This is a genomic window from Streptomyces microflavus (assembly GCF_014650075.1).
GTDB lineage: Bacteria > Actinomycetota > Actinomycetes > Streptomycetales > Streptomycetaceae > Streptomyces > Streptomyces microflavus.
Genome location: NZ_BMUG01000007.1, coordinates 344,886 through 367,958 on the forward strand (window position 1 = coordinate 344,886; position 23,073 = coordinate 367,958).

Here is a 23,073-nt window from a genome sequence, read left to right on the forward strand (position 1 = left end):
GACGGAGCGTAGTCCCTCGGTGGCACGGCTCAGCAACCGTGTCCGTCCGATGAGACGCACGCTCCGGCCCGTGGACGACCGGGCAAACCTCAGGAACTACGCGTCGTGGCCGAACGGGCAGCCCAGCTCCACCGGCAGCTCGTACAGGTCGTTCTGCGTCACGATCGGCTTGTTGCGCAGCTCGGAGGCCGGTACCGCCAGTTCCAGTTCGGGGAACCGCTCGTAGAGGGCAGGCAGTGCGATGCCCGCCTCCAGACGGGACAGGGCCGCACCCGGGCAGACGTGCGGGCCGTGGCCGAAGGCGATGTGGCGGTTCGGGGTGCGGGTGGCGTCGAACTCGCCAGCCGTGGGGCCGTAGGCCTCCTCGTCCCGGCCCAGGGCGCCGAACGAGATGATCAGGCCCTCGCCCTTCGGCAGGATCCGGTCGCCGACCTCGATGTCCTCCGTCGCGAAGCGGATCAGGACGTGCGAGGTCGGTGTGTTCCAGCGGAGCGTCTCCTCGATCACGCCGTCCCACCCGATCTCCCCGTTCAGCACCTGCTTGCGCTGCTCGGGGTGGGTCTGGAGCGCCTCGACCACGTTGACGATCAGGCTGATCGTGGTCTCATGTCCGGCGGCGATGATCAGTTGCAGCGTGTTGACGATCTCCTCGTCGGTGAGGTGGTCACCGTCCTCGGAGGCCGCGATCAGGGCGCTGGTCAGGTCGTCGCCCGGGTTCGCCCGCTTGGCGTCGACGATCTTCGTGAAGAGGGCCCCGAGGTCCGCCATCATCTGCGGGACCTCCTCCGGCGGCGTCTGCGTCGAGAAGAACTTCTCGAACAGCTCCTTCAGCCGCGGGTGGTCCGCCGCGTCCACGCCCATCAGCTCGCTGATGACGTTCATGGGCAGCGGGTAGGCGAACTCCGCCTTCAGGTCCACCGGCTGCCCGGCCGGGAGGGCCGCCAGCTTCTCCAGGCTCGCGTTCGTCAGCGCCTCGATCCCGGCGCGCAGCCGCTCCACCCTCTTCACCGTGAGCGCCTGCGCCACCAGCGTACGGAGACGGCGGTGGTCGGCCCCGTCGACCGTCAGCATCGAGCGGCCCGGGTTGGCCAGGCCGATCAGCGGCCAGTCCATCGGTATCTCGCCGCGCTGCCAGGCACCCCACACGTTGATGTCCTTGACCACCCGGCTGTCGGTGAGCAGCGCGCGGGCCTCCGCGTGCCGGGTGACCGCGTACACGTGTACACCGCCGGGCAGCTCCACCTCGGCCAGCGGCCCGGCGGCCCGCAGCGCGGCGCTCTCGCCGTCGAGGTCGGTGACGAACGGGTCGAGCGCGATGCGGGTCATGCGGGGCCTCCGAGGCTTCCGGGTCTGCCGAGGGCGGGCGTGGGCGTGAAGAGCACCGGCAGGTCCGTCAGACCGCGCAGCCACGGCGACGGGCGTCGGGTGAGCTGCTCGGCGGGGACGGCGAGGTCCACGTCCGGCAGCCGGTCCAGCAGGACCTCGATGCCGGTACGGGCGATGACCTCGGCGGTCTCCTGGGCCGGGAAGGGGCAGCGGTGCTCGCCGTGGCCGAAGGAGAGGAAGGCGTTGTTGCCGCCGGTCAGCGCCGAGGCGTGGGTCCTCACCTGCGGGTCCCCGTTGGCGGCGGCGATGCCAAGCAGCAGCAGGTCACCGGCGCGGACGTGGCGGCCGCCGAGGTGGGTGTCGCGGGCGGCCCAGCGGCCCGCCACGTTCTGCGTCGGGGTGTCCTCCCAGAGGACCTCGTTCATCGCCTCGGCGACACTGTGCCGGCCGCCGGAGAGCGAGGCGGCGAACCGGTCGTCGGTGAGCATCAGGCGCAGCGAGTTGCCCATCCAGTCGGCGGTCGGCTGGTGCCCGGCCGCCATCATCACCATGAGGTCCTGGGCGACCTCCTCGTCGGTGAAGCCGCCGGGGTCGGCGATCATCCGGGTGGCGACATCGTCGCCGGGCTCGGCGTGCTTGTCGGCCAGCAGCTGGAACATGGAGGTCGCCAGGTGCTGCTGTCCGGCGAGCGCCCGCTCCCGGCCGTCGATCATGTCGTTGATCGCGCCGACCAGGGGGTACGCCTCCTCGTCGGAGAAGCCGTAGATCCTGGCCAGGACCAGGGCGGGGAGCAGCTTGGCGTACTCCGCGATGATGTCGACCGAGCCCTTGGTGGAGAACCGGTCGATCAGCTCGTCCGCGAACTCCTCCGCGTACCGCTTCAGGGAGAACGGGTCGACGCCCTCCAGCGCGTTGCTGATCATCATCGCGCGGACGCTGTGGCGCTCGCCGACCGTGTAGAGGATCGAGGGCTGCTTGCGCCCGATCATCGGCAGCAGCGGCCAGTCGTCCGGGATGCGGTCCCACTGGTTCCACAGGTCGGAGTCCCGGCTGAAGAGGACCGGGTCGCCGGTGACCTGGTGCAGCTCGCGGTAGCCGAGGACGAGCCAGGCGGGCACGTCGCCGTCCAGCACGACCGGGGCGACGGCGCCGTGGTCGCGCCGCAGGTCCCGGTAGAGCTGGACGGGGTCGCTCTGGAAGCGGGGCCCGGACAGGGGTACGGACCCGTGGGTGACGGGGCAGCCGGAGGTGGTGGTCACGGGGCGGGCTCCGGGGTCGGGGCAGCCGCCGCCAGCGCCGCCTCGGGGGCGGCGAGCAGGCGGGCGGCGGAGAGCGCGGCGAGGTGCTCCACGAGCGTGATGAGCACGTACTTGCTGGAGGACCGGTCGCGGGCGTCGCACTCCACCAGCGGGACGTCGTCCGAGAGGTCCAGGGCCTCGCGGATCTGCTGCTCGCTGTGGAGCGGCCCGCCGAAGTCGTTGCACGCCACGATGAACGGCGTGCCGTGGTGCTCCAGGCGGTCGATGGCGTACCAGGAGTCGGCGAGCCGGCGGGTGTCGACCAGGACGACCGCGCCGAGCGTGCCGGAGAAGAGCCGGTCCCACAGGAACCAGAACCGCTCCTGGCCGGGCGCGCCGAAGAGGTACAGCACCGAGCGTTCGTCGAGCGTGATGCGGCCGAAGTCGAACGCCACGGTGGTGGACGTCTTGGCCTGTACGCCGTCGAGGTGGTCGACGGCCTCGCCCGCGCGGGTCATCGTCTCCTCCGTGCTGAGCGGGCGGACCTCGCTCACGGATCGGACCATGGTCGTCTTGCCGACGCCGAAGCCGCCCACGACAACGATCTTGAGTCCGTTGTCGGCCGTCGCGCTCAGGGCGGCGCGGTCGGAGGCGGCGGGGCGGTCAGAGGTTGCGGAGTCCAACGAGCACCTGTTCCAGGATGTCGGGGTCGGGGAGCCGGTCCGCGACACGGGAAGTACGGGGGTGGCGGGCGCTGATCCGGCCGGTGTCCAGCAGGTCGCACAGCATGATGCGGACGATGCTGACCGGCAGGTTCAGGGTCGCGGAGATCTCGACGACGGCGGTGGGCCCCTGGCACATCCGCAGGATCGCGACGTGCTCCGACTGCATGCCGGGGGCCGGGTCGCACTCGGCGACCACGAGGGTCACCAGGTCGAACGCGGCCGAGTCGGAGCGGCTGCGTCCCCCGGTGAGGGTGTACAGCCGGTCCGGATCGTCGTCGCGGCCCGGGCGGGGGCGAGGTGCCGTCGTCATACGGCGGTGTTCCCGACGGCGGAAGTGCGGGGCGGTGCCACGAGGTGCTCGCCGAGCTGTTCGACGAGCTCGCTCATGTTGTGGCCCACCAGGCCCACGTCGGAGTCCTCGTCGGCGACGACGGCCAGGTGCGCGCCAGCGCCCGCCTCGACGATGAACAGCACACCGCCGTAGAACTCGGCCATCGCGGACCGTACGCCGCCGGTGCCGTCACCGAACTCGATGGACGCGCCGTGCGAGAGGCTCTGGATCCCGGCGGAGATCGCGGCCAGCTGGTCGGCCTGGTCGACCGAGAGCTCGGGGGTGCGGCACAGCTTGAGGCCGTCGCGGGACAGGACGAGGGCGTGGCGGGTGCCCGGGGTGCGGTCGAGCAGCCCCTCCAGCAGCCAGTTGAGCTTCTCGTCGGTGGTCGCGGTCATCGGGTGTTGCCTTCCGGGTGCTGGGAGTTGGCACGTACCGCCCGGCTGAAGGTGCTGAAGCGCGCTGCCTGGACCTTCGGGTCGGTGGTACGGGCCCGGGGGGTTTCGGCTCCGCCGGGGGTGGCGTTGCCGGTACGGGACTCGGCGGCGGCCAGCGTGCGGCCGCGGCGGCGCTTGGGCAGCCCGCTCTCGCCGAACGCGGGCACGGCGCCGGTGGTTTCGGAATCCGACTCCGGCCCCGAATCCGTCGCCGGGGTCAGGGGCGCGGCCTCCTCGGAGTCCGGGGCGGACGCGGTCCGGGCCGTGGGCGCGGCGTCGGCGGTGTCCGCGCCGGCGGCCGAGGCGTGCGAGGGCTCCGGCTCGGCGGGAGCGGCGACCGCGGCCGGGAGTGCGGCGGCCGGACCCGGCGCGGGCGTGGTCGCCCGGGATATGAGGTCCTGCGGCAGCATCATCAGCGCGCCGGTGCCGCCGCGGGCCGAGGGCCGGAAGGAGACGGTCAGTCCGTGCTTACGGGCCAGCCGACCGACGACGGCGAGCCCCAGCCGGGTGCCGGACAGGTTGGTGAGGTCCTGGTTCTCCGCGGAGACGGCCCGCTCCGCGCGGCGCAGCTGCACCTCGCTCATGACCAGGCCGCTGTCCTCGACGGTGATGACGATGCCCGCCGGGACCTCCTCCACGTAGACGTGGACCTCGGCGGTGGGCGGCGAGAAGTTGGCCGCGTTGTCGAGGAGTTCGGCGAGTGCGTGCATGACGCCCTCGGCCGCGTGCCCGGCGATCGCGACATCGCTGGTGGAGTGGAGGCGGACGCGCTGGTAGCTGCCGATGCGGCCCATCGCGCCGCGCAGGATCGACTCCATGACGATCGGCTTGGCCCAGCGCCGCCCGGAACGCGCCCCGGTCAGTACGGCGATGGAGTCCGCGAGCCGGCCCGCCTGTGCGGTGCGGTGGTCGAGGTAGAGCAGGTCCCCGAGCACGGACTCGTCCGTGTGCCGGTGCTCCATCTCCCGCAGGTCGGCCAGCATGCTGGTGGCGAGGGCCTGCATCCGGCCGGCCGCGTTGGCGCAGGCCGCGACGGCGGCGGACCGCTCGGTCTCGGCGCGGGTGGCGCGGGCGGTGAGCCGGTCGACGGAGACGGACAGCCGGGACTGCTCGGCGGCGGAGGCCGCGGCGATCCGCTCGGTCTCGGCGCGGGCCTCGGCGGTGACCCGGGCGGTCTCCCCGGCGGCGGCGGCCTTGATCCTGGCCGTCTCCGCGGTGAAGCGCTGGGCCTCGACGGCGGAGGCGGAGACCAGGCGCGAGGTCTCGGAGGTGAACCGCTGGGAGTCGGCTGCACGCAGGGTGCGCAGTGTCCGCGCGGTCCCCAGGGTGTGGACGGTGACGGCCACGCAGACGCTCAGCAGCACGGCGGCTGCGCCCGCGCCCCAGGCCAGCGGGGTCCGTACCGCGTCGGGGGCCGCGGCCACGGCCCACAGCGTCAGCGTGCCGGTGACGGCTGCCGAGATCAGCAGGGCGAGTGCGGTGGACCGGAGTGAGGGGCGCAATCGGAGTCCTCGGTGGCGGACGTGCGGGACGGGTACGTTCGGGGCGAAGCTGTACCGGCCGAAACAGGACAGTTCGTCACGGGTGCGGGCGATCATGCACAACTGGAGCTGATAGTTCCTGCTCAAGTCTTGGTCACTATAGGAGACTTGACGGTCTGTTTGGGAAGTTCTTGTGGGCTTCTTTGTGCGGCTTGATGGATTTTGTCCGCCCGCATCCCAAGAGTTCATCTGTACCGGCGGCATCCTGAAGCCATGGCCGAACAGCATCGCCCGACCGTAGAGGCTCCTGAAGGGTTCGCCGCCGCGCTCCGCTCCGCCGTGCGCGGCGAGAGCGATTTCGGGGCCGCCGCCCGGGCCCTGATGACCATGGACGCGTCCAACTACCGCCGCGTGCCCCTCGGGGTGCTCGCCCCGCGCGACGCCGACGACATCGCGGCCGCACTGACGGTCTGCCGGGAGTACGGAGTCCCCGTCGTTCCGCGCGGCGGTGGCACATCCATCGCCGGGCAGGCGACCGGCACCGGCCTCGTCCTCGACCTGACCCGCCACCTGAACGCGATCCTCGACCTGGACCCGGCCGCCCGCACCGCCACCGTCCAGCCCGGCGTGGTCCTGGACGACCTGCGGGCCGCCGCCGCCCCGCACGGCCTGACCTTCGGCCCCGACCCGTCCACGCACAGCCGCTGCACCCTCGGCGGCATGATCGGCAACAACTCCTGCGGCGCGCACTCCGTGGCCTGGGGCACGACGGCGGACAACGTGCGGGGGCTGTCGGTGGTGCGGTACGGGGGCGAGGCGCTGCGGCTGGAGCGGGGGGCGCCTCGGCGGGGAGCGGCTCACGGCCCCGAAGGCGTACGCGAACTGATCGGCGCCCACCTCGCCCTCCTCCGCACGGGCTACCCCGACCTCCCGCGCCGCATCTCCGGCTACGCGCTCGACGCCCTGCTCCCCGAACACCCCGGCGGCCCCGACCCCGTACGGGCGTTCTGCGGCAGCGAAGGCACCCTCGCCGTGGTCACCGAGGCGACCGTCCGCCTGGTCGAGGCCCCGCGCGCCCGCGCCCTTGCCGTCCTCGGGTACGCCGACGAGCCGGCCGCCGCCGAAGCCGCCCCGGGCCTCCTCCCGTACCGCCCGCTCACCGTCGAGGGCATGGCCGCCGACCTCGTACGAGAGCCTGCCGGGCTGCCGCGCGGGGCCGCGTGGCTCTTCGTGGAGACGGGCGGCGACACCCCGGCCGAGGCGAAGGCGCACGCCGAGCGCATCCTGCGGGGAGCCGACGCGGTGGACGGGACCGTCGTCACCGACCCGGCCGGGCAGCGGGCCCTGTGGCGCATCCGCGAGGACGCCTCCGGGACCGCGACCCGGATGCCCGACGGCACCGAGGCCTGGCCCGGCTGGGAGGACTGCGCGGTCCCGCCCGCCCGCCTCGGCCCCTACCTCCGCGACTTCCGGGCCCTGCTCGCCGGGCACGGCCTGCGCGGAACCCCGTACGGCCACTTCGGCGACGGCTGCATCCACGTACGCATCGACTTCGACCTGCTCACCCCGCCGGGCATCGCCCGATTCCGCCGCTTCTCCGAGGAGTTGGCGGACCTCGTCGTCGCACACGGCGGCTCCCTCAGCGGCGAGCACGGCGACGGCCAGGCGCGCGCCGAGCTGCTGCCCCGGATGTACGGGGACGAACTCGTCGGCCTCTTCGGCCGGTTCAAGGACCTGTGGGACCCGGACGGTGGCCTCAACCCCGGCATACTCGCCCGCCCGGCCCGCCTGGACGAGAACCTCCGCTTCGAGGTGCTGCCGAAGCGCCCGGTCGACGTGGCCTTCGGCTACCCGCAGGACGGCGGCGACTTCGCGGGCGCGGTGCGGCGGTGCGTCGGCGTCGCCAAGTGCCGTACGGAGGCGGCGCCGGGCGCGGGCGTGATGTGCCCGTCCTTCCGCGCGACCGGCGAGGAGGCCCACTCGACGCGGGGGAGGGCCCGGCTGCTGCACGAGATGCTCGCGGGCGAGGTGATCACGGACGGCTGGCGGAGCACGGAGGTACGGGACGCGCTCGACCTCTGCCTCTCCTGCAAGGGGTGCCGCAGCGACTGTCCGGTGGGCGTCGACATGGCCACGTACAAGGCGGAGTTCCTGCACCACCACTACCGGGGCCGGCTCCGCCCCGCCGCCCACTACGCGATGGGCCGCCTCCCGCGGTGGCTGCGCCTGGCCGCCCCCTTCGCCCGGCCCCTCAACGCCCTGGCCCGGCTCCGCCCCCTCGCCGCGCTCGCGAAACGGCTGGCGGGCATCGCACCCGAGCGGACGATCCCGGTGCTGGCGCGGGAGACGTACAGCCGCTGGCTGCGCGGGCAACAGGGCAGGGGGGCGCACATCCTCTCTTCCAGCCGGGTGGTGCACCTCTGGGCGGACACCTTCACCGAGTACCTGTCCCCGCAGGTGGGCCGGGCGGCGGTCCGGGTGCTGGAGGAGGCGACCGGACGTACGGTGCTGCCGCCGCCGAGCGGGGTGTGCTGCGGCCTGACGTACGTCTCCACGGGCCAACTGGACGCGGCCCGCCGGGTGATGCGCCGCACCCTGGACCGGATCGGCCTGCTCCCAGGCCACCCGGTCGTCGTCCTCGAACCGAGCTGCGCCGCCACCCTCCGTACCGACCTCCCCGAACTCCTCCCCGACGACCCGCGCGCGGCTCAACTCGCTTCTTCGGTGCGCACCTTGGCGCAGTACCTGGAGGAGCGCGCCCCCGACTGGACCCCGCCCCGCCTGGACCGCCCGGCCGTCGGCCAGACCCACTGCCACCAGCACGCGGTCATGGGGGACGCGGCGGAGAGGCGGCTGCGGGAGCGGATGGGGCTGACTGGTGAACTGAGCGGCGGGTGCTGCGGCCTCGCCGGGAACTTCGGCTTCGAGAAGGGGCACTGGGAGGTGTCCGTCGCGTGTGCGGAGGAGCAACTGCTGCCTGCGGTGCGGGGATCGGAGCCCGGGACGGAGGTGCTGGCGGACGGGTTCTCCTGCCGTACGCAGCTGGACCAGCTGGCCGGGCGGCGGGCACGGCATCTGGCGGAGGTGATCGCGGAGGGGCTGGACGCGGAGGCGGGTGGCGGCCGCTGAAATGCGTTTCGCGCGCTTCGGGGCGCTTGTACGGTGACGCGCGTGAAGACTCAAGTGATCGTGCTCAACGGCGGTTCCAGCTCCGGCAAGTCGGGGATCGTCCGGTGTCTGCAGGCCGTACTGCCGGACCCCTGGCTCGCGCTGGGGACCGACACGATGGTCGACGCGATGCCCGCATCCCTCCAGGCCTCGGACGCCGGGATCGCGTTCGGCCCGGACGGCGGGGTGAGCATCGGCCCGGAGTTCCGGGAGCTGGAGGACGCGTGGACCGAGGGGATCGCCGCGATGGCCCGCGCGGGCGCCCGGATCATCGTCGACGAGGTGTTCCTCAGCGGGGCGGCGGGTCAGCGGCGGTGGCGTGAACGGCTCGGCGGGATCGGGGTGTTGTGGGTCGGCGTCCGGTGCGAGAGAGAGGTCGCGGCGGGTCGGGAGATCGCCCGGGGCGACCGGGTCGCGGGGATGGCCGCGGCACAGGCGGAGCTCGTCCACCGGGGCGTGGTCTACGACGTGGAGGTCGACACCACCCGTACCGAAGCGATGGCCTGCGCGCGGACGATCGCCGGGCAGGTGAGGTGAGGCGCCCCGGCCCGGTCGGTCCGCAGCCGCCGGAGGCCGTGGAGCAGTCTCGGCCGGAGCTGTCGGGGCTGTAGGCCGTGGGGCAGCCGTTCGGGGCCGGGGGCCCCGGGCTCATCCCCGCGCGACGATCTCCCGGGCCAGTGCCGCCAGCTTCGGCAGGGCGGGGTGGCCCGGTCCGTCGCGGCGGGCCAGGAGGACCGGGACGCCCGGGGCGTCGTCCAGCGGCACATAGGCGACGCCCGGGTGCGGGTGCATGGCGGCCGTGGAGGCGGCCGAGACGCCGTGGCCGCGCCCGGCGGCGATGGCGGTCAGCCAGTCGTCGGTGTTGGCGACGGTGAGGGTGGCGGCGGGCCGGGTGTGCGGCGGCCACAGCTCGGGGGTCGTGGTGCCGGAGACGGTGTTCACGACGACGGGCCCGTCCGCGAGGTCGGCGAGGCGCAGCGACGTACGGGAGGCGAGCGGGCCATCCGCGGTCACCGCCGCCACCCGGGCCTCGGTGAACAGCACCTCGGTGACGAGCCCCGGCGCCTCCACCGGCCCGCGCAGCAGCGCCGCGTCGACCTCGCCCCGGGTGAGCCCGGCGGTGCGGTCGTCGATCCGGAGCAGCTCCAGGGGGGTGGCCGGATACCGCTCCTGCCAGCTCCGCAGGAGCGGTGTGGTGTACGGGCCGAAGGCCGACCAGGCGTGCCCGAGCCGCAGGGGCCAGTGGCGCAGCCGCCCGGTGTCGAGCGCCTCGTCGAAGGCGGCGACCGCGGCGGCGGCCTTGTCGCGGAAGGCGACGCCCTCGGGAGTGAGGGCGAGGTGGTGGGTGGAGCGGTCGACGAGCCGGAGGCCCAGGTGGCGTTCCAGGGCGGCGAGGGTGCGGGAGACGGCGGGCTGGGTGAGGCCGAGGTGTGCGGCGGCCCGGGTGACGTTGCCCTCGTCGGCGACGGCGAGGAAGGCCCGCAGATGGCGGAGTTCGACGGCCCGGGAGGGGATCGCCGGGCGTCCTGTGCCGCCCGGGCCGGGCGGGTCTTCGGGGCGGCTCATGCAGGGCGTTCCGTTCGGCTGCTCATGCGTCCGGAGCATAACGAGAGCCCAGAACTCATTTCACGGGACGCGCGCGGGTCCCTAACGTGGAGCCTGGACCGCCGACAGCGCGGCACACCGTTTCGTACCCCCCTCGTACCTCCTTCGTACCTCCGGAAGGCCGCCCGTGAACGTCCAGCGCAGTGCCGCAGAGCCGGCGGCCGCAGCCGTCGCCGTACCCGAGGCGGTGTCCGCCCTGGACGGTGCCGGACATAAGGCCGGGCGCGAGGCCGGCACCGGCCCCGGGCAGCCGGGGAGCGGGCGCCGGGCTGCGCTGGTGCCCATCGTGCTGGTGGTCGGGGGCGGCCTCTCCGTCCAGTTCGGCTCGGCCGTCGCGGCGCTGCTGATGCCGAAGGCGGGGGCGCTGGGTGTCGTCACGCTCCGGCTGGCGGCGGCCGCGCTGATCCTGCTGGTGGTGTGCCGGCCGAAGCTGCGCGGCCACTCGCGCGCGGACTGGGGCACGGTGGTCGCCTTCGGCGTCGCGATGGGCGGCATGAACACGCTCTTCTACCAGGCGCTGGACCGCATCCCGCTCGGTATCGCCGTCACCCTGGAGGTGCTCGGCCCGCTCGCGCTCTCCGTGTTCGCCTCGCGCCGCCTGATCAACGTCCTGTGGGCCGGGCTCGCCCTGGTCGGTGTCGTCCTGCTGGGCGGCGGGGGCTTCGACCGTCTGGACCCGGTGGGTGCGGCGTACGCGCTGGCGGCCGGCGGGATGTGGGCCGCGTACATCGTGTTCAGCGCCCGCACCGGCCGCCGCTTCCCGCAGGCGGACGGCCTGGCCCTGGCGATGGTGGTGGCCGCGGTCCTCTCGCTGCCCCTGGGCATCTGGGAGTCCGGGTCGAAGCTCACGGTCCCCTCGACCCTCGCGCTCGGCGCGGCGGTGGCGGTCCTGAGCTCCGTCCTCCCGTACACCCTGGAACTCATGGCCCTGCGCCGCCTGCCCGCCTCCACGTTCGCGGTCATGATGAGCCTGGAACCGGCGATCGCGGCCACGGCGGGCTTCCTGATCCTGAACCAGGCCCTGTCCACCACGGACGCCCTCGCCATCGCGCTGGTCATCGGGGCGAGCATGGGCGCGGTACGCAGCCAGACGGGAGCGCGGCGGAAGGGCTGAGGGCTTCGGCCGTGGGCGCCGGTCACCACGTGCAGGGCGCCCGGAGGTCGGTGATGGAGTCGGCGAGTTCGGCCGGGTGGGCGGGCCACCCCGTCCGGTGCCAGTGTTCGATCCGCCAGGAGAGCCGGCGCGGCCACAGCGGGGTGGCGGGCAGCTCGGCCACGGGGATCCAGACGGGGGTGCCGCCGTAGGTGTCCAGCGTCTCGGGAGGGCCGATGCGTCCCTCGGCCGTCATGAGGAAGTAGTGCTCGTACCGGCCCCCCTTCCAGACCCGCGCCACCTCCCGCCCGACGCTCCCGAGCAGACCGGTCTCCTCGCGGAGCTCCCGTACGGCGGCTTCCTCGGGCGTCTCGCCGGCCTCGACCCCGCCGCCCGGGATCTCGTAGTACGGGCCGTCCTCGTCCGGGTCCTGGAAGCGGATCAGCAGCAGGTGCCCGTCCCGGATCAGGATCGCCCCGGCCCGGACCCGTACGGGAGGAACGGCGGCCGGATCGTCCACCTGCACCGCCCCGGTGGGCCCGGCCCCCTCCGCCCAGGCCCGCAGGACGGTCTCCGCCGTGCCGACCGGCCATATGCGGGCGTGCAGGGCCTCGTCCAGGGAGAGCGCGTGCGGCGGGCCCGGGGGTGTGGCCGTACCGGGGAACGCGTAGCGGACGGGTCCTGCGTCGCGGCGCTCCTCCAGGACGAGCCGGTCGCCGTCGAAGCGCGGTTCCACCAGCTGGGGTTCGGCAGTCATCGGCGGAGGTTAGCAGCGGGGCGGAACGTCACACGGGCGCCGGGAACGAGAACCGGACACCGGGTCGGCCGCTCCGACGGTTCCGACGGCGGCGGCTCCGACGGCTCCGATACCGAGAGCCGGGGCCGGGCAGAAAATCATGCAAGCGTGCTTGATTGTTTCCCGGACCGCTGCCATGCTCCTGGGCACCACACCCGGTCCCGAGGGGAGCGCACGTGTCCGATGTCGCAGCGGTGGTCGACGATCTGCGCGAGGAGAGCGACGAACTCGACGTCCTGGTAGGGGTGCTGGAGCCTGGCCGGTGGGCCGACCGGACCCCCGCCGAGGGGTGGACCGTCGCCCACCAGATCGCCCACCTCGCCTGGACCGACGAGGTCGCGCTGCTGGCGGCCACCGAGCCGGAACGGTTCGGCGACGAGGTGACCAAGGCCCTCGCCGCCCCCGAATCCTTCGTCGACGAGGCGGCGCAGGCCTTGGTCGACGCCCACGCCCCGGACGCCCTGCTCGCCCGGTGGCGGGACGGGCGGCAGCGGCTGGACAAGGTGCTGCGGGACGCCCCCGCCGGGACCCGGATCCCCTGGTACGGGCCGCCGATGAGCGTCGCGTCCATGGCGAGCGCCCGACTGATGGAGACCTGGGCCCACGGCCAGGACATCGCCGACGCCCTCGGTGCCACCCGCGCCCCGACCGCCCGGCTGCGGCACGTCGCACGGATCGGGGTGCGGGCCCGGAACTACGCCTACGCGGTACGGGGCATCACCGCACCCGAGACCGAGTTCCGCGTCGAACTCCAGGCACCGGACGGTGAGTTGATCGCCTACGGCCCCGAGGGCGCCGCCCAGCGCGTCACCGGGCCGCTCCTCGACTTCTGCCTCCTGGTCACCCAGCGCGCCCACCGCGCCGACCTCGCCGTCACCGCCGAGGGGCATGAGGCGGACCAGTGGCTCTCCATCGCCCAGGCCTTCGCCGGCCCTCCCGGGCCGGGCCGCCTGCCCCGCGCGGAGCAGGACGGCAACCGGTGACCGGCACCCCCGCCCCCGGGCCCCTCCGGATCGGCAACGCCTCCGGCTTCTACGGCGACCGCTTCGACGCCGTACGCGAGATGCTCACCGGCGGCCCCCTCGACGTCCTCACCGGCGACTACCTCGCCGAGCTGACCATGCTGATCCTCGGCCGCAGCCGCCTCAAGGACCCGGAGAAGGGCTACGCCACCACCTTCCTGCGCCAGCTCGAAGAAGGGCTCGGCCTCGCCCACGAGCGCGGGGTGAAGATCGTCACCAACGCGGGCGGCCTCAACCCGGCCGGACTGGCCGACGCCATACGGAAGTTGGCCGCCAGGGTCGGGGTGCCGGTCGCCGTCGCCCATGTCGAGGGCGACAGCCTGCCCGTGCCGGACGGGTTCCTCACGGCCAACGCCTACCTCGGCGGCTCCGGCATCGCCGCCTGCCTGCGCGCCGGGGCCGACATCGTCGTCACCGGCCGGGTCACCGACGCGGCCCTCGTCACCGGCCCGGCCGCCGCCCACTTCGGCTGGGCCCCCGACGACCTGGACGCCCTCGCGGGGGCCGTGGTCGCCGGGCACGTCCTGGAGTGCGGTACGCAGGCGACCGGCGGCAACTACGCCTTCTTCAGCACCCACGACATCCGCCGCCCCGGCTTCCCGCTCGCCGAGATCCACGCCGACGGCTCCTCCGTGATCACCAAGCACGACGGTACGGGGGGCGTCGTCGACCTCTCCACCGTCACCGCCCAGCTCCTGTACGAGACCGGCGGAGCCCGGTACGCCGGCCCCGACGTCACCGCCCGCCTCGACACCGTACGGCTCACGCCAGACGGCCCCGACCGGGTCCGCATCGACGGGGTGCGCGGCGAGGCACCGCCCCCGACCCTCAAGGCCGGGCTCTCCCGGCTCGGCGGCTGGCGCAACGAGGTCGTCTTCGTCCTCACGGGCCTGGACATCGAGGCCAAGGCCCGCCTGGTGGAAGCCCAGTTCGACGATGCCCTGGAGCGGGGCGGTGCGCGGCGGCCCGAGGAGGTGCGCTGGGAGCTGGTCCGCACCGACCGGGACGACGCCGACACCGAGGAGCGGGCCAGCGCCCTGCTCCGGCTCGTCGTCCGCGACCGGGACTCCGACGCGGTGGGCCGGGCCGTCTCCGGAGCCGCCGTCGAACTGGCCCTCGGCAGCTACCCGGGCTTCCACGTCACCGCCCCACCCGGAAAGGGCGCTCCCTACGGGGTGTTCGAGGCCGTCCACATACCGGCGGGGGACGTCGAGCACACCGCCGTGCTGCCGGACGGAGGCCGCGAAGCCCTTGAACCACCCTCCAGCACCCGGCTGTTGGAGGGACTTGACGAGCCGCCGCTCCCCGACCCGTACCCCGCCGGGCCTACCCGCCGCGCCCCCCTCGGACTCGTCGCGGGCGCCCGCAGCGGCGACAAGGGCGGCGACGCCAACGTGGGTGTCTGGGTGCGGGACGACGACGCGTGGCGGTGGCTGGCGCACGAGCTGACCGTGGCGCGGTTCCGGGAACTCCTCCCGGAGACCGCCGAACTCACCGTCGTACGCCATGTCCTGCCCAACCTGCGCGCCCTGAACTTCACCGTGCACGGGCTCCTGGGGGAGGGAGTGGCCGCGCAGGCCCGGTTCGACCCCCAAGCCAAGGCAGTGGGGGAGTGGCTGCGGTCGCGGTGGCTGCCCATTCCCGTACCCCTGCTGGAGCGCGACCACGGCCACGGCCCGTCACCGGAGGTGTCCGCATGACCGTCCTGCCCACCGGGCTCGACACCAACAGCCCCGAGTACGCGGCGAATCGGGCCGCCCTGCTGGAGAAGCTGACCGAGCTGGAGGCCGAGCACGCCAAGGCGCTCGCGGGCGGCGGCGAGAAGTACGTGGCCCGGCACCGGGGGCGCGGCAAGCTCCCGGCGCGGGAGCGGATCGAGCTGCTCGTGGACCCCGACACCCCGTTCCTGGAGCTGTCGCCCCTGGCCGCCTGGGGCAGTGATTACGCGGTGGGCGCCTCGCTCATCACCGGGATCGGGGTGGTGGAGGGCGTCGAGTGCCTGATCACCGCCAACGACCCGACCGTACGCGGCGGAGCGTCGAACCCGTGGACGCTGAAGAAGGCCCTGCGCGCCAACGAGATCGCCTTCGCCAACCGGCTCCCTTGCATCAGCCTGGTGGAGTCGGGTGGCGCCGACCTGCCGTCGCAGAAGGAGATCTTCATTCCTGGCGGGGCGCTCTTCCGGGACATCACCCGGCTCTCCGCCGCCGGAATCCCCACCGTGGCCGTGGTGTTCGGCAACTCGACCGCCGGAGGCGCGTACGTCCCCGGGATGTCCGACCACGCCGTGATGATCCGGGAGCGGTCGAAGGTCTTCCTGGGCGGACCGCCGCTGGTGAAGATGGCGACCGGCGAGGAGAGCGACGACGAGTCCCTGGGCGGGGCCGAGATGCACGCCCGTACGTCGGGTCTCGCCGACCACTTCGCCGTCGACGAGCAGGACGCGATCCGGCAGGCCCGGCGTATCGTCGCCCGCTTCAACTGGCGTAAGGCACATGCTGATCCGGGCCCCGCCGAGCCGCCGAAGTACGACGAGGACGAGCTGCTCGGGATCGTGCCGGGCGACCTGAAGGTGCCCTTCGACCCGCGCGAGGTGATCGCCCGGCTGGTCGACGGCTCGGACTTCGACGCGTTCAAGCCGCTGTACGGGACGAGCCTGGTGACGGGGTGGGCGCGGCTGCACGGGTATCCCGTCGGGATCCTCGCCAACGCGCAGGGGGTGCTGTTCAGCGAGGAGTCGCAGAAGGCCGCCCAGTTCATCCAGCTGGCGAACCAGCGGGACATTCCGCTGCTCTTCCTCCACAACACCACCGGCTACATGGTCGGCAAGGAGTACGAGCAGGGCGGCATCATCAAGCACGGCGCGATGATGATCAACGCGGTCGCCAACTCGAAGGTCCCGCACCTGTCGGTCCTGATGGGTGCCTCGTACGGGGCCGGGCACTACGGGATGTGCGGCCGCGCCTACGACCCGCGCTTCCTCTTCGCCTGGCCGAGCAGCAAGTCCGCCGTCATGGGGCCGCAGCAGCTCGCCGGGGTCCTCTCCATCGTGGCCCGTGCGTCCTCCGCAGCGAAGGGGCTGCCGTACGACGACGAGGCGGACGCCGGGCTGCGCGCGATGGTGGAGCAGCAGATCGAGGCGGAGTCGCTGCCGATGTTCCTGTCCGGGCGGCTGTACGACGACGGGGTCATCGACCCGCGCGACACCCGGACCGTCCTCGGGATGTGCCTGTCCGCGATCCACACCGCACCGGTCGAGGGCGCCCGCGGCGGCTTCGGCGTCTTCCGGATGTGACCCGCGCATGAGGCCCCACGAGGAACCGTCCGGATGTGACCCGCGCATGAGGCCCCACGAGGAACCGTCCGGATGTGACCCGCTCATGAGGAGAGACGTGATCCACTCCCTGCTCGTCGCCAACCGGGGCGAGATCGCCTGCCGGATCTTCCGCACCTGCCGTGACCTGGGCATCACCACGGTCGCCGTGTACTCCGACGCGGACGCCGGGGCCCTGCACGTACGGGAGGCGGACCTCGCCGTACGGCTGCCGGGGTCCGCCCCCGCCGACACCTATCTGCGCGGCGACCTCGTCGTGGCCGCCGCCCTGGCCGCCGGGGCGGACGCCGTCCACCCGGGCTACGGCTTCCTCTCCGAGAACGCCGCCTTCGCCGCCGCCGTCCAGGACGCGGGGCTCACGTGGGTCGGGCCGCCGGTCAAGGCCATCGAGCTGATGGCCTCCAAGACCCGGGCCAAGGAGCTGATGGGCGGGGCGGGGGTGCCGCTGCTGGCCCCCGTGGACCCGGCCACGGCGAGCGAGGACGATCTGCCGTTGCTGCTGAAGGCGGCGTCGGGCGGGGGCGGGCGCGGGATGCGGATCGTCCGCGAACTCGGCTCACTCCCGGCCGAGTTGCTGGCGGCCGCCGCCGAGGCCGCGTCCGCCTTCGGGGACGGGGAGGTGTTCGCGGAGCCGTACGTGGAGCGGGGCCGGCACGTCGAGGTGCAGGTCATGGCCGACGCGTACGACACCGTGTGGGCGCTCGGGACCCGGGACTGCTCGCTCCAGCGCCGCCACCAGAAGGTCATCGAGGAGGCCCCGGCACCCGGTCTGGACGAGGGCCTGCGCACCCGGCTGCACGATGCGGCCGTGGCGGCTGCTCGGGCGGTCGGCTACCGGGGGGCGGGGACCGTGGAGTTCCTCGTCTCCGCCGAGGGGCGGCCGTACTTCCTGGAGATGAACACCCGCCTCCAGGTCGAACACCCGGTGACGGAGGCCGTGTTCGGGGTGGACCTGGTCGCCCTGCAACTGCGGGTCGCGGAGGGGGAACCACTGGACCCGGTGCTTCCTGCGGCCTCGGGCCACGCGGTGGAGGCCCGGCTCTACGCCGAGGACCCCGCGCGCGACTGGCAGCCGCAGACCGGAGCACTGCTCACGCTGGAGGTGCCGGACGCGCCCGGACTGCGCCTGGACACCGGGTACACCGGCGGCGACACCATCGGCGTGCACTACGACCCGATGCTGGCCAAGGTCATCGCCCACGCCCCGACCCGCACCGAGGCGGTCCGGCTGCTGGCCGGAGCCCTGGAACGGACCCGTATCCACGGCCCGGTCACCAACCGCGAGCTGCTCGTACGGTCCCTGCGCCACCCGGACTTCGCGGCGGCGCGCCTGGACACCGGGTTCTACGACCGGCACCTGGCGGACCTGACCGCCCCGGGAGCCGGTGACCCCGCCACCGCCGCCCTCGCCGCCGCCCTGGCGGAAGCCGTACGCGCCACGGCCTCCCCGGGCCCCGCCCCCACCCGTTTCGGCGCCTGGCGCAACCTCCCCTCCCAGCCACAGGTCAAGCGCTTCCGCAGCGAACCGGACGGCACCGAGCACGAGATCGCCTACCGCACCCCGCGCACCGGCACCCCGGAGCCGTACGACGCCCCCGGCGTCCGGGTCCTCGCCGCGGCCCCCGACCGGGTCACCCTCGAACTGGACGGCGTGACCCGCCACTTCGAGCTCGCCAGGGACCGCGACCGGCTCCACGTGGACACCGCCGGAGCCTCGTACACCTTCACCGCCCTGCCCCGCTTCACCGACCCCGCCACGCAGACCGACCCCGGCTCCCTCCTCGCCCCGATGCCCGGCACCGTCGTCCGCCTCGCGGAGGGCCTGGCGCCTGGGGCCCGGGTCGAGGCCGGGCAGCCGCTGATCTGGCTGGAGGCGATGAAGATGGAACACCGCATCCTCGCCCCCGCCTCCGGCACCCTCACCGCCCTGCACGCCGCCCCCGGCCACCAGGTCGAGGTGGGCGCGCTGCTCGCCGTGGTCCAGGAGGACCCGGACGCCACCCCCGTAGCCGCATCCGCACCCGCACCCGCACCCGCACCCGCATCCGCATCCGTACCGGAGGAGAACGCATGAGCACCGTCCTCGAAACCGAAGAGCACCAGGCGCTCCGCGCCGCCGTCGCCGCCCTCGGAAAGCGTTACGGGCGCGACTACATGACCACCGTCATCCGCGAGGGCTCCCACACCCACGAGCTGTGGGCGGAGGCCGCCAAGCTCGGCTACCTCGGGGTGAACCTCCCCGAGGAGTACGGCGGCGGAGGCGGCGGCATGGCCGAACTCTCCATAGTGCTGGAGGAGTTGGGCGCGGCCGGCTCGCCCCTCCTCATGATGATCGTCTCCCCCGCGATCTGCGGCACGGTCATCGCCCGCTTCGGCACGGACGAACAGAAACAGAAGTGGCTGCCGGGCCTCGCCGACGGCACCCTCACCATGGCCTTCGGGATCACCGAGCCCGACGCCGGTTCCAACTCCCACCGGATCACCACCACCGCCCGCCGCGACGGCACGGACTGGCTGCTCACCGGCCGCAAGGTCTTCGTCTCCGGCGTCGACATCGCCGACGCGACCCTGATCGTGGGCCGCACCGAGGACGCCCGCTCCGGGAAGCTGAAGCCCTGCCTCTTCATCGTGCCGCGCGACGCCGAAGGGTTCGGGCGGAACCAGATCGACATGGAACTCCACGCCCCCGAGAAGCAGTTCGAGCTCGTCCTGGACGACGTACGGCTGCCGGCCGAGGCCCTGGTGGGCGACGAGGACGCGGGGCTGCTCCAGCTCTTCGCCGGGCTGAACCCGGAGCGGATCATGACGGCCGCGTTCGGCATCGGGATGGGCCGCTTCGCGCTCGGCAAGGCCGTCGAGTACGCCCGTACCCGCCAGGTCTGGAAGGCCCCGATCGGCTCCCACCAGGCCATCGCGCACCCGCTCGCCACCGCGCACATCGACCTGGAGCTGTCCCGCCTGATGATGCAGAAGGCCGCCCGACTCTACGACGACGGCGACGACATCGGGGCGGGCGAGGCCGCGAACATGGCGAAGTACGCGGCCGGCGAGGCGTGCGTGAAGGCGGTCGACCAGGCCGTCCACACCCTCGGCGGCAACGGTCTGACCCGCGAGTACGGGCTCGCCTCCCTGATCACCGCGTCCCGGGTGGCCCGGATCGCGCCGGTCAGCCGGGAGATGATCCTCAACTACGTCTCACACCAGTCGCTGGGCCTGCCGAAGTCGTACTAGAACCCGCGGCCGGCGGAGAACCCGAGCCGTCCGACCTCTCCCCCTTCTCCATCCCCAGGGGCGATTCTGACTCTCCACACCCGCACGGCGCCCCGCGCCGCCTCCCGGGCGGCGCGGGCCTCCGCGACGACAGGGGTACTGCCATGGTGTTCCGCAGTGAGTACGCAGACGTACCGGCCCTCGATGTGCCCATCCACGAAGCGGTCCTCGGAGGGGCCGCCGGGTTCGGTGACACGGTCGCCCTGATCGACGGGACGAACGGCACCTCCCTCACGTACGCCCAGCTCGACGGCTTCCACCGCCGCATCGCCGCCGCACTCGCCGACGCGGGGCTAAGGAAGGGCGACGTCCTGGCCTTGCACAGCCCGAACACCATCGCCTACCCGGCGGTCTTCTACGGGGCCACCCGCGCCGGAGCCTCCGTCACGACGGTCCACCCGCTGGCGACGGCCGAGGAGTTCGCCAAGCAGCTCGCGGACAGCGGCGCGAAGTGGATCGTGACCGTCTCCCCGCTCCTGGAGACGGCCCGCCGGGCGGCCGAACTGACCGGCGGAGTTCAGGAGATCTACGTCTGCGACCAGGCGGAGGGCCACACCTCGATCCTGGACATGCTGGCCTCGCCCGCCCCCGAGCCGGAGATCGCCATCGACCCCGGCGAGGACGTGGCGGCTCTCCCGTACAGCTCCGGCACGACGGGCACGCCCAAGGGCGTGATGCTGACGCACCGGTCGATCGCGACCAACCTGGAGCAGCTGAGACCGTTCATCCCGATGGGGGAGGGCGACCGTATTCTGGCCGTCCTGCCCTTCTTCCACATCTACGGCCTCACCGCCCTCATGAACGCACCCCTGCGCTGCGGCTCCACGGTCGTCGTCCTCCCCCGCTTCGACCTGGCGCAGTTCCTGGAGGCCATCCAGACGCACCGGATCACCGGTTTGTACGTGGCTCCGCCGATCGTGCTGGCGCTGGCGAAGCACCCGCTGGTGGGGGAGTACGACCTGTCCTCGCTCCAGTACATCGTCAGCGCGGCGGCGCCGCTCGACGCCGAGCTCGCGGCCGCGTGTTCGGCCCGGCTGGGGCTCCCGCCGGTACGGCAGGCGTACGGGATGACGGAGCTGTCGCCCGGCACGCACGTGGTGCCGCTCTCCGTGGAGGAGCCGCCGCCGGGCACGGTGGGCAAGCTGCTGCCGAACACCGAGATGCGGATCGTGTCCCTGGAGGACCCGGCGCAGGACGCGGAGCCGGGGGCGGACGGCGAGATCCTCATCCGCGGCCCCCAGGTGATGAAGGGCTACCTGGGCCGCGCCGACGCCACCGCCGACATGATCGACGCCGAGGGCTGGGTGCACACCGGGGACGTCGGCCGGACGGACGAGGACGGCTGGCTGTACGTGGTCGACCGGGTCAAGGAGCTGATCAAGTACAAGGGGTACCAGGTCGCGCCCGCCGAGCTGGAGGCGCTGCTGCTGACCCACGAGCACCTGGCGGACGCGGCGGTGATCGGGGTGTACGACGCCGACGGCAACGAGGTCCCGAAGGCGTTCCTGGTCCGGAGCCCGGCGGGGGAGGGGCTGACGGAGGACGACGTGATGGCGTACGTCGCCGAGCGGGTCTCCCCGTACAAGAAGGTGCGGCAGGCCGAGTTCATCGATGCGGTGCCCCGGGCGGCGTCCGGCAAGATCCTCCGGCGCGAGCTGCGCGACCGCGAGAAGACGGATCATTCAGGAACATCGGAGGAGAAGTGACCCTGATCGTACGGACGGGGGAGCGGGGTGTCGCGACGCTGACGCTCGACTCCCCGGCCAACCGCAACGCGCTGTCCGCCGCTCTGGTGGGCGAGCTGCGGGAGTCGCTCGCGCGGTGCGCCTCGGACGACACCGTACGGGCGGTGGTGCTGACCCACACCGGTACGACGTTCTGCGCCGGGGCGGACCTCAAGGCGCCGCCGGACCCGGAGGTGTTCGTGGGCCTGATGCGGGAGATCGTGGCCCTGCCGAAACCGGTCGTGGCCCGGGTGGAGGGCCACGTCCGGGCGGGCGGCCTGGGCCTGCTGGCGGCCTGCGACATCGCGGTGGCGGGGCCGTCGTCCTCCTTCGCGCTCACGGAATCACGCCTGGGCCTGGCACCGGCGGTCATCTCCCTGACGTTGCTGCCGCGCATGGACCGTACGGCGGCGAACCGCTACTTCCTCACCGGGGAGCGGTTCGACGCGGCGGAGGCCGCCAGGATCAACCTGGTCACGCTGGCGGCCGAGGACGTGGACAAGGCGCTCGTCCCGGTCCTGGACGGCCTGCGCAGGGCGTCACCGCAGGGGCTGGCCGCATCGAAGGAGCTGGTCACGGCTACGGTGCTGGAGAGTTTCGACCAGTACGCCGAAGACCTCATCGCCCGCTCCGCCGCGCTGTTCGCCTCCGAGGAGGCCAGGGAGGGGATGACGGCCTTCCTTGAACGACGGGACCCGGCATGGGTGCGGTGACATCCTCCAGTGTTGCGCGATCGGCCCACGCGCCGAAGCAGGACCGCAGCCGGGCGACCCGGCAGCGGCTCCTGGAGGCGGCGGTGGCCTGCCTGGCCGAACACGGCTGGGCGGGCTCCACCGTCTCGGTGGTCGCCGAGCGGGCCGGGGTCTCGCGCGGCGCGGCCCAGCACCACTTCCCGACCCGCGAGGACCTGTTCACGGGGGCGGTGGAGTACGTGGCCGAGGAACGTTCGGCCGCCCTGCGCGCGCTCCCCGTGCAGGGCCGCGCGGAGGTGGTCGCTGCCCTGGTGGACCTGTACACGGGGCCGTTGTTCCGGGCCGCGCTGCAGCTGTGGGTGGCGGCGTCGAACGAGGACCAGCTGCGCCCGCGCGTGACGGAGCTGGAGGCGCGGGTGGGCCGGGAGACCCACCGCATCGCCGTCGAACTCCTGGCCGCCGACGAGTCCCGCCCCGGCGTCCGCGAGACGGTCCAGGGCCTCCTGGACATGGCCCGCGGCCTGGGCCTCGCCAACCTCCTCACCGACGACACCGCCCGCCGCGCGCGAGTGGTGGCGCAGTGGGCGGCGCTGGTGGAGGAGGGGCTGGGGTAAGGCCTCCGCGGTGCCGGACCGGGTCCGATGCGGACCTTGCGGTGTACGGGAGTTGACGCGCGGATGAGAAGTCGGCGGCGAACGTCCGTACGGCCGCAGGATCGGCCGTAGGCCGCCGTACCGCTGGCTACGTTGACGCTGTGCGCAAGCAGCAGCAGTGGTCGCAGGGGTCAGGGAGCGACGGCGCGAGCGGAAGTCCGAGCGCGAGCGCGAGGAC

At 73.3% G+C, this 23,073-nt stretch carries 19 protein-coding genes; 11 read left to right on the forward strand and 8 right to left on the reverse strand.

Annotation, left to right across the window (positions count from 1 at the left end):
• Positions 1-96: 96 nt before the first annotated feature.
• From IE264_RS22055 to IE264_RS22080, 6 genes are read right to left on the reverse strand one after another with little or no spacing between them, the layout of a single operon-like run.
• On the reverse strand, positions 97-1,326 hold the full coding sequence (locus IE264_RS22055; protein WP_032759353.1) for a cytochrome P450 family protein: 1,230 nt from the start codon (positions 1,324-1,326) through the stop codon (positions 97-99).
• Positions 1,323-2,585 (reverse strand): cytochrome P450, encoded by a 1,263-nt coding sequence (locus IE264_RS22060; RefSeq protein ID WP_032759354.1) that lies wholly within the window; start codon positions 2,583-2,585, stop codon positions 1,323-1,325. Before IE264_RS22060 ends, IE264_RS22055 begins: the two co-directional genes overlap by 4 nt.
• Positions 2,582-3,247 (reverse strand): GTP-binding protein, encoded by a 666-nt coding sequence (locus IE264_RS22065; protein WP_015610480.1) that lies wholly within the window; start codon positions 3,245-3,247, stop codon positions 2,582-2,584. Before IE264_RS22065 ends, IE264_RS22060 begins: the two co-directional genes overlap by 4 nt.
• Positions 3,228-3,599 (reverse strand): DUF742 domain-containing protein, encoded by a 372-nt coding sequence (locus tag IE264_RS22070; protein ID WP_015610481.1) that lies wholly within the window; start codon positions 3,597-3,599, stop codon positions 3,228-3,230. Before IE264_RS22070 ends, IE264_RS22065 begins: the two co-directional genes overlap by 20 nt.
• Complete coding sequence (locus tag IE264_RS22075) at positions 3,596-4,018, reverse strand: roadblock/LC7 domain-containing protein (protein WP_015610482.1); 423 nt, start codon at positions 4,016-4,018, stop codon at positions 3,596-3,598. Before IE264_RS22075 ends, IE264_RS22070 begins: the two co-directional genes overlap by 4 nt.
• Entirely contained in the window at positions 4,015-5,559 is a 1,545-nt protein-coding gene (locus IE264_RS22080) for a sensor histidine kinase (RefSeq protein WP_032759431.1), read from the reverse strand. The genes IE264_RS22075 and IE264_RS22080 overlap by 4 nt, the downstream gene beginning before the upstream one ends.
• Positions 5,560-5,811: 252 nt before the next feature.
• Here IE264_RS22080 and IE264_RS22085 point away from each other — a divergent pair, with 252 nt between their 5' ends.
• Together IE264_RS22085 and cpt are read left to right on the forward strand one after the other, a co-directional pair.
• On the forward strand, positions 5,812-8,667 hold the full coding sequence (locus IE264_RS22085; protein WP_032759355.1) for an FAD-binding and (Fe-S)-binding domain-containing protein: 2,856 nt from the start codon (positions 5,812-5,814) through the stop codon (positions 8,665-8,667).
• 54 nt (positions 8,668-8,721) lie between these two features.
• Positions 8,722-9,243 carry a chloramphenicol phosphotransferase CPT gene (gene cpt / locus IE264_RS22090; RefSeq protein WP_032759356.1) on the forward strand — a complete coding sequence of 174 codons (522 nt, stop codon included), beginning with the start codon at positions 8,722-8,724 and terminating at the stop codon, positions 9,241-9,243.
• A 111-nt stretch (positions 9,244-9,354) separates the two neighbouring features.
• On the opposite strand, the gene IE264_RS22095 is transcribed toward cpt, so the two are convergent.
• Positions 9,355-10,272, reverse strand: a complete 918-nt coding sequence (locus IE264_RS22095; RefSeq protein ID WP_051821977.1) for a LysR family transcriptional regulator — start codon at positions 10,270-10,272, stop codon at positions 9,355-9,357.
• Positions 10,273-10,438: 166 nt separating this feature from the next.
• Between IE264_RS22095 and IE264_RS22100 the strand changes: the two genes are divergently transcribed.
• Positions 10,439-11,425 (forward strand): EamA family transporter, encoded by a 987-nt coding sequence (locus tag IE264_RS22100; RefSeq protein ID WP_032759358.1) that lies wholly within the window; start codon positions 10,439-10,441, stop codon positions 11,423-11,425.
• A gap of 22 nt (positions 11,426-11,447) precedes the next feature.
• Here IE264_RS22100 and IE264_RS22105 read toward each other — a convergent pair whose 3' ends face one another.
• Positions 11,448-12,161, reverse strand: coding sequence for an NUDIX domain-containing protein (locus IE264_RS22105; RefSeq protein ID WP_032759359.1), 714 nt, complete (start codon positions 12,159-12,161; stop codon positions 11,448-11,450).
• A gap of 215 nt (positions 12,162-12,376) precedes the next feature.
• Between IE264_RS22105 and IE264_RS22110 the strand changes: the two genes are divergently transcribed.
• From IE264_RS22110 to IE264_RS22145, 8 genes are all read left to right on the forward strand, one after another.
• Complete coding sequence (locus tag IE264_RS22110; RefSeq protein WP_032759360.1) at positions 12,377-13,183, forward strand: TIGR03084 family metal-binding protein; 807 nt, start codon at positions 12,377-12,379, stop codon at positions 13,181-13,183.
• Positions 13,180-14,922 carry an acyclic terpene utilization AtuA family protein gene (locus IE264_RS22115; protein ID WP_032759361.1) on the forward strand — a complete coding sequence of 581 codons (1,743 nt, stop codon included), beginning with the start codon at positions 13,180-13,182 and terminating at the stop codon, positions 14,920-14,922. The genes IE264_RS22110 and IE264_RS22115 overlap by 4 nt, the downstream gene beginning before the upstream one ends.
• Entirely contained in the window at positions 14,919-16,517 is a 1,599-nt protein-coding gene (locus tag IE264_RS22120; RefSeq protein ID WP_015610492.1) for an acyl-CoA carboxylase subunit beta, read from the forward strand. The genes IE264_RS22115 and IE264_RS22120 overlap by 4 nt, the downstream gene beginning before the upstream one ends.
• Before the next feature lie 85 nt (positions 16,518-16,602).
• Positions 16,603-18,630 carry an ATP-binding protein gene (locus IE264_RS22125; protein WP_078657580.1) on the forward strand — a complete coding sequence of 676 codons (2,028 nt, stop codon included), beginning with the start codon at positions 16,603-16,605 and terminating at the stop codon, positions 18,628-18,630.
• The gene (locus IE264_RS22130; protein WP_015610494.1) at positions 18,627-19,787 is read left to right on the forward strand and encodes an acyl-CoA dehydrogenase family protein; all 1,161 of its coding nucleotides are present in this window, start codon (positions 18,627-18,629) and stop codon (positions 19,785-19,787) included. The genes IE264_RS22125 and IE264_RS22130 overlap by 4 nt, the downstream gene beginning before the upstream one ends.
• A gap of 143 nt (positions 19,788-19,930) precedes the next feature.
• Positions 19,931-21,532, forward strand: coding sequence for a 4-coumarate--CoA ligase family protein (locus IE264_RS22135; RefSeq protein ID WP_032759364.1), 1,602 nt, complete (start codon positions 19,931-19,933; stop codon positions 21,530-21,532).
• Complete coding sequence (locus tag IE264_RS22140) at positions 21,529-22,263, forward strand: enoyl-CoA hydratase family protein (RefSeq protein WP_015610496.1); 735 nt, start codon at positions 21,529-21,531, stop codon at positions 22,261-22,263. Before IE264_RS22135 ends, IE264_RS22140 begins: the two co-directional genes overlap by 4 nt.
• A complete protein-coding gene (locus tag IE264_RS22145; protein WP_032759366.1) occupies positions 22,251-22,856 on the forward strand; it encodes a TetR/AcrR family transcriptional regulator in 606 nt (201 codons plus the stop codon). Before IE264_RS22140 ends, IE264_RS22145 begins: the two co-directional genes overlap by 13 nt.
• Positions 22,857-23,073 lie beyond the last annotated feature (217 nt).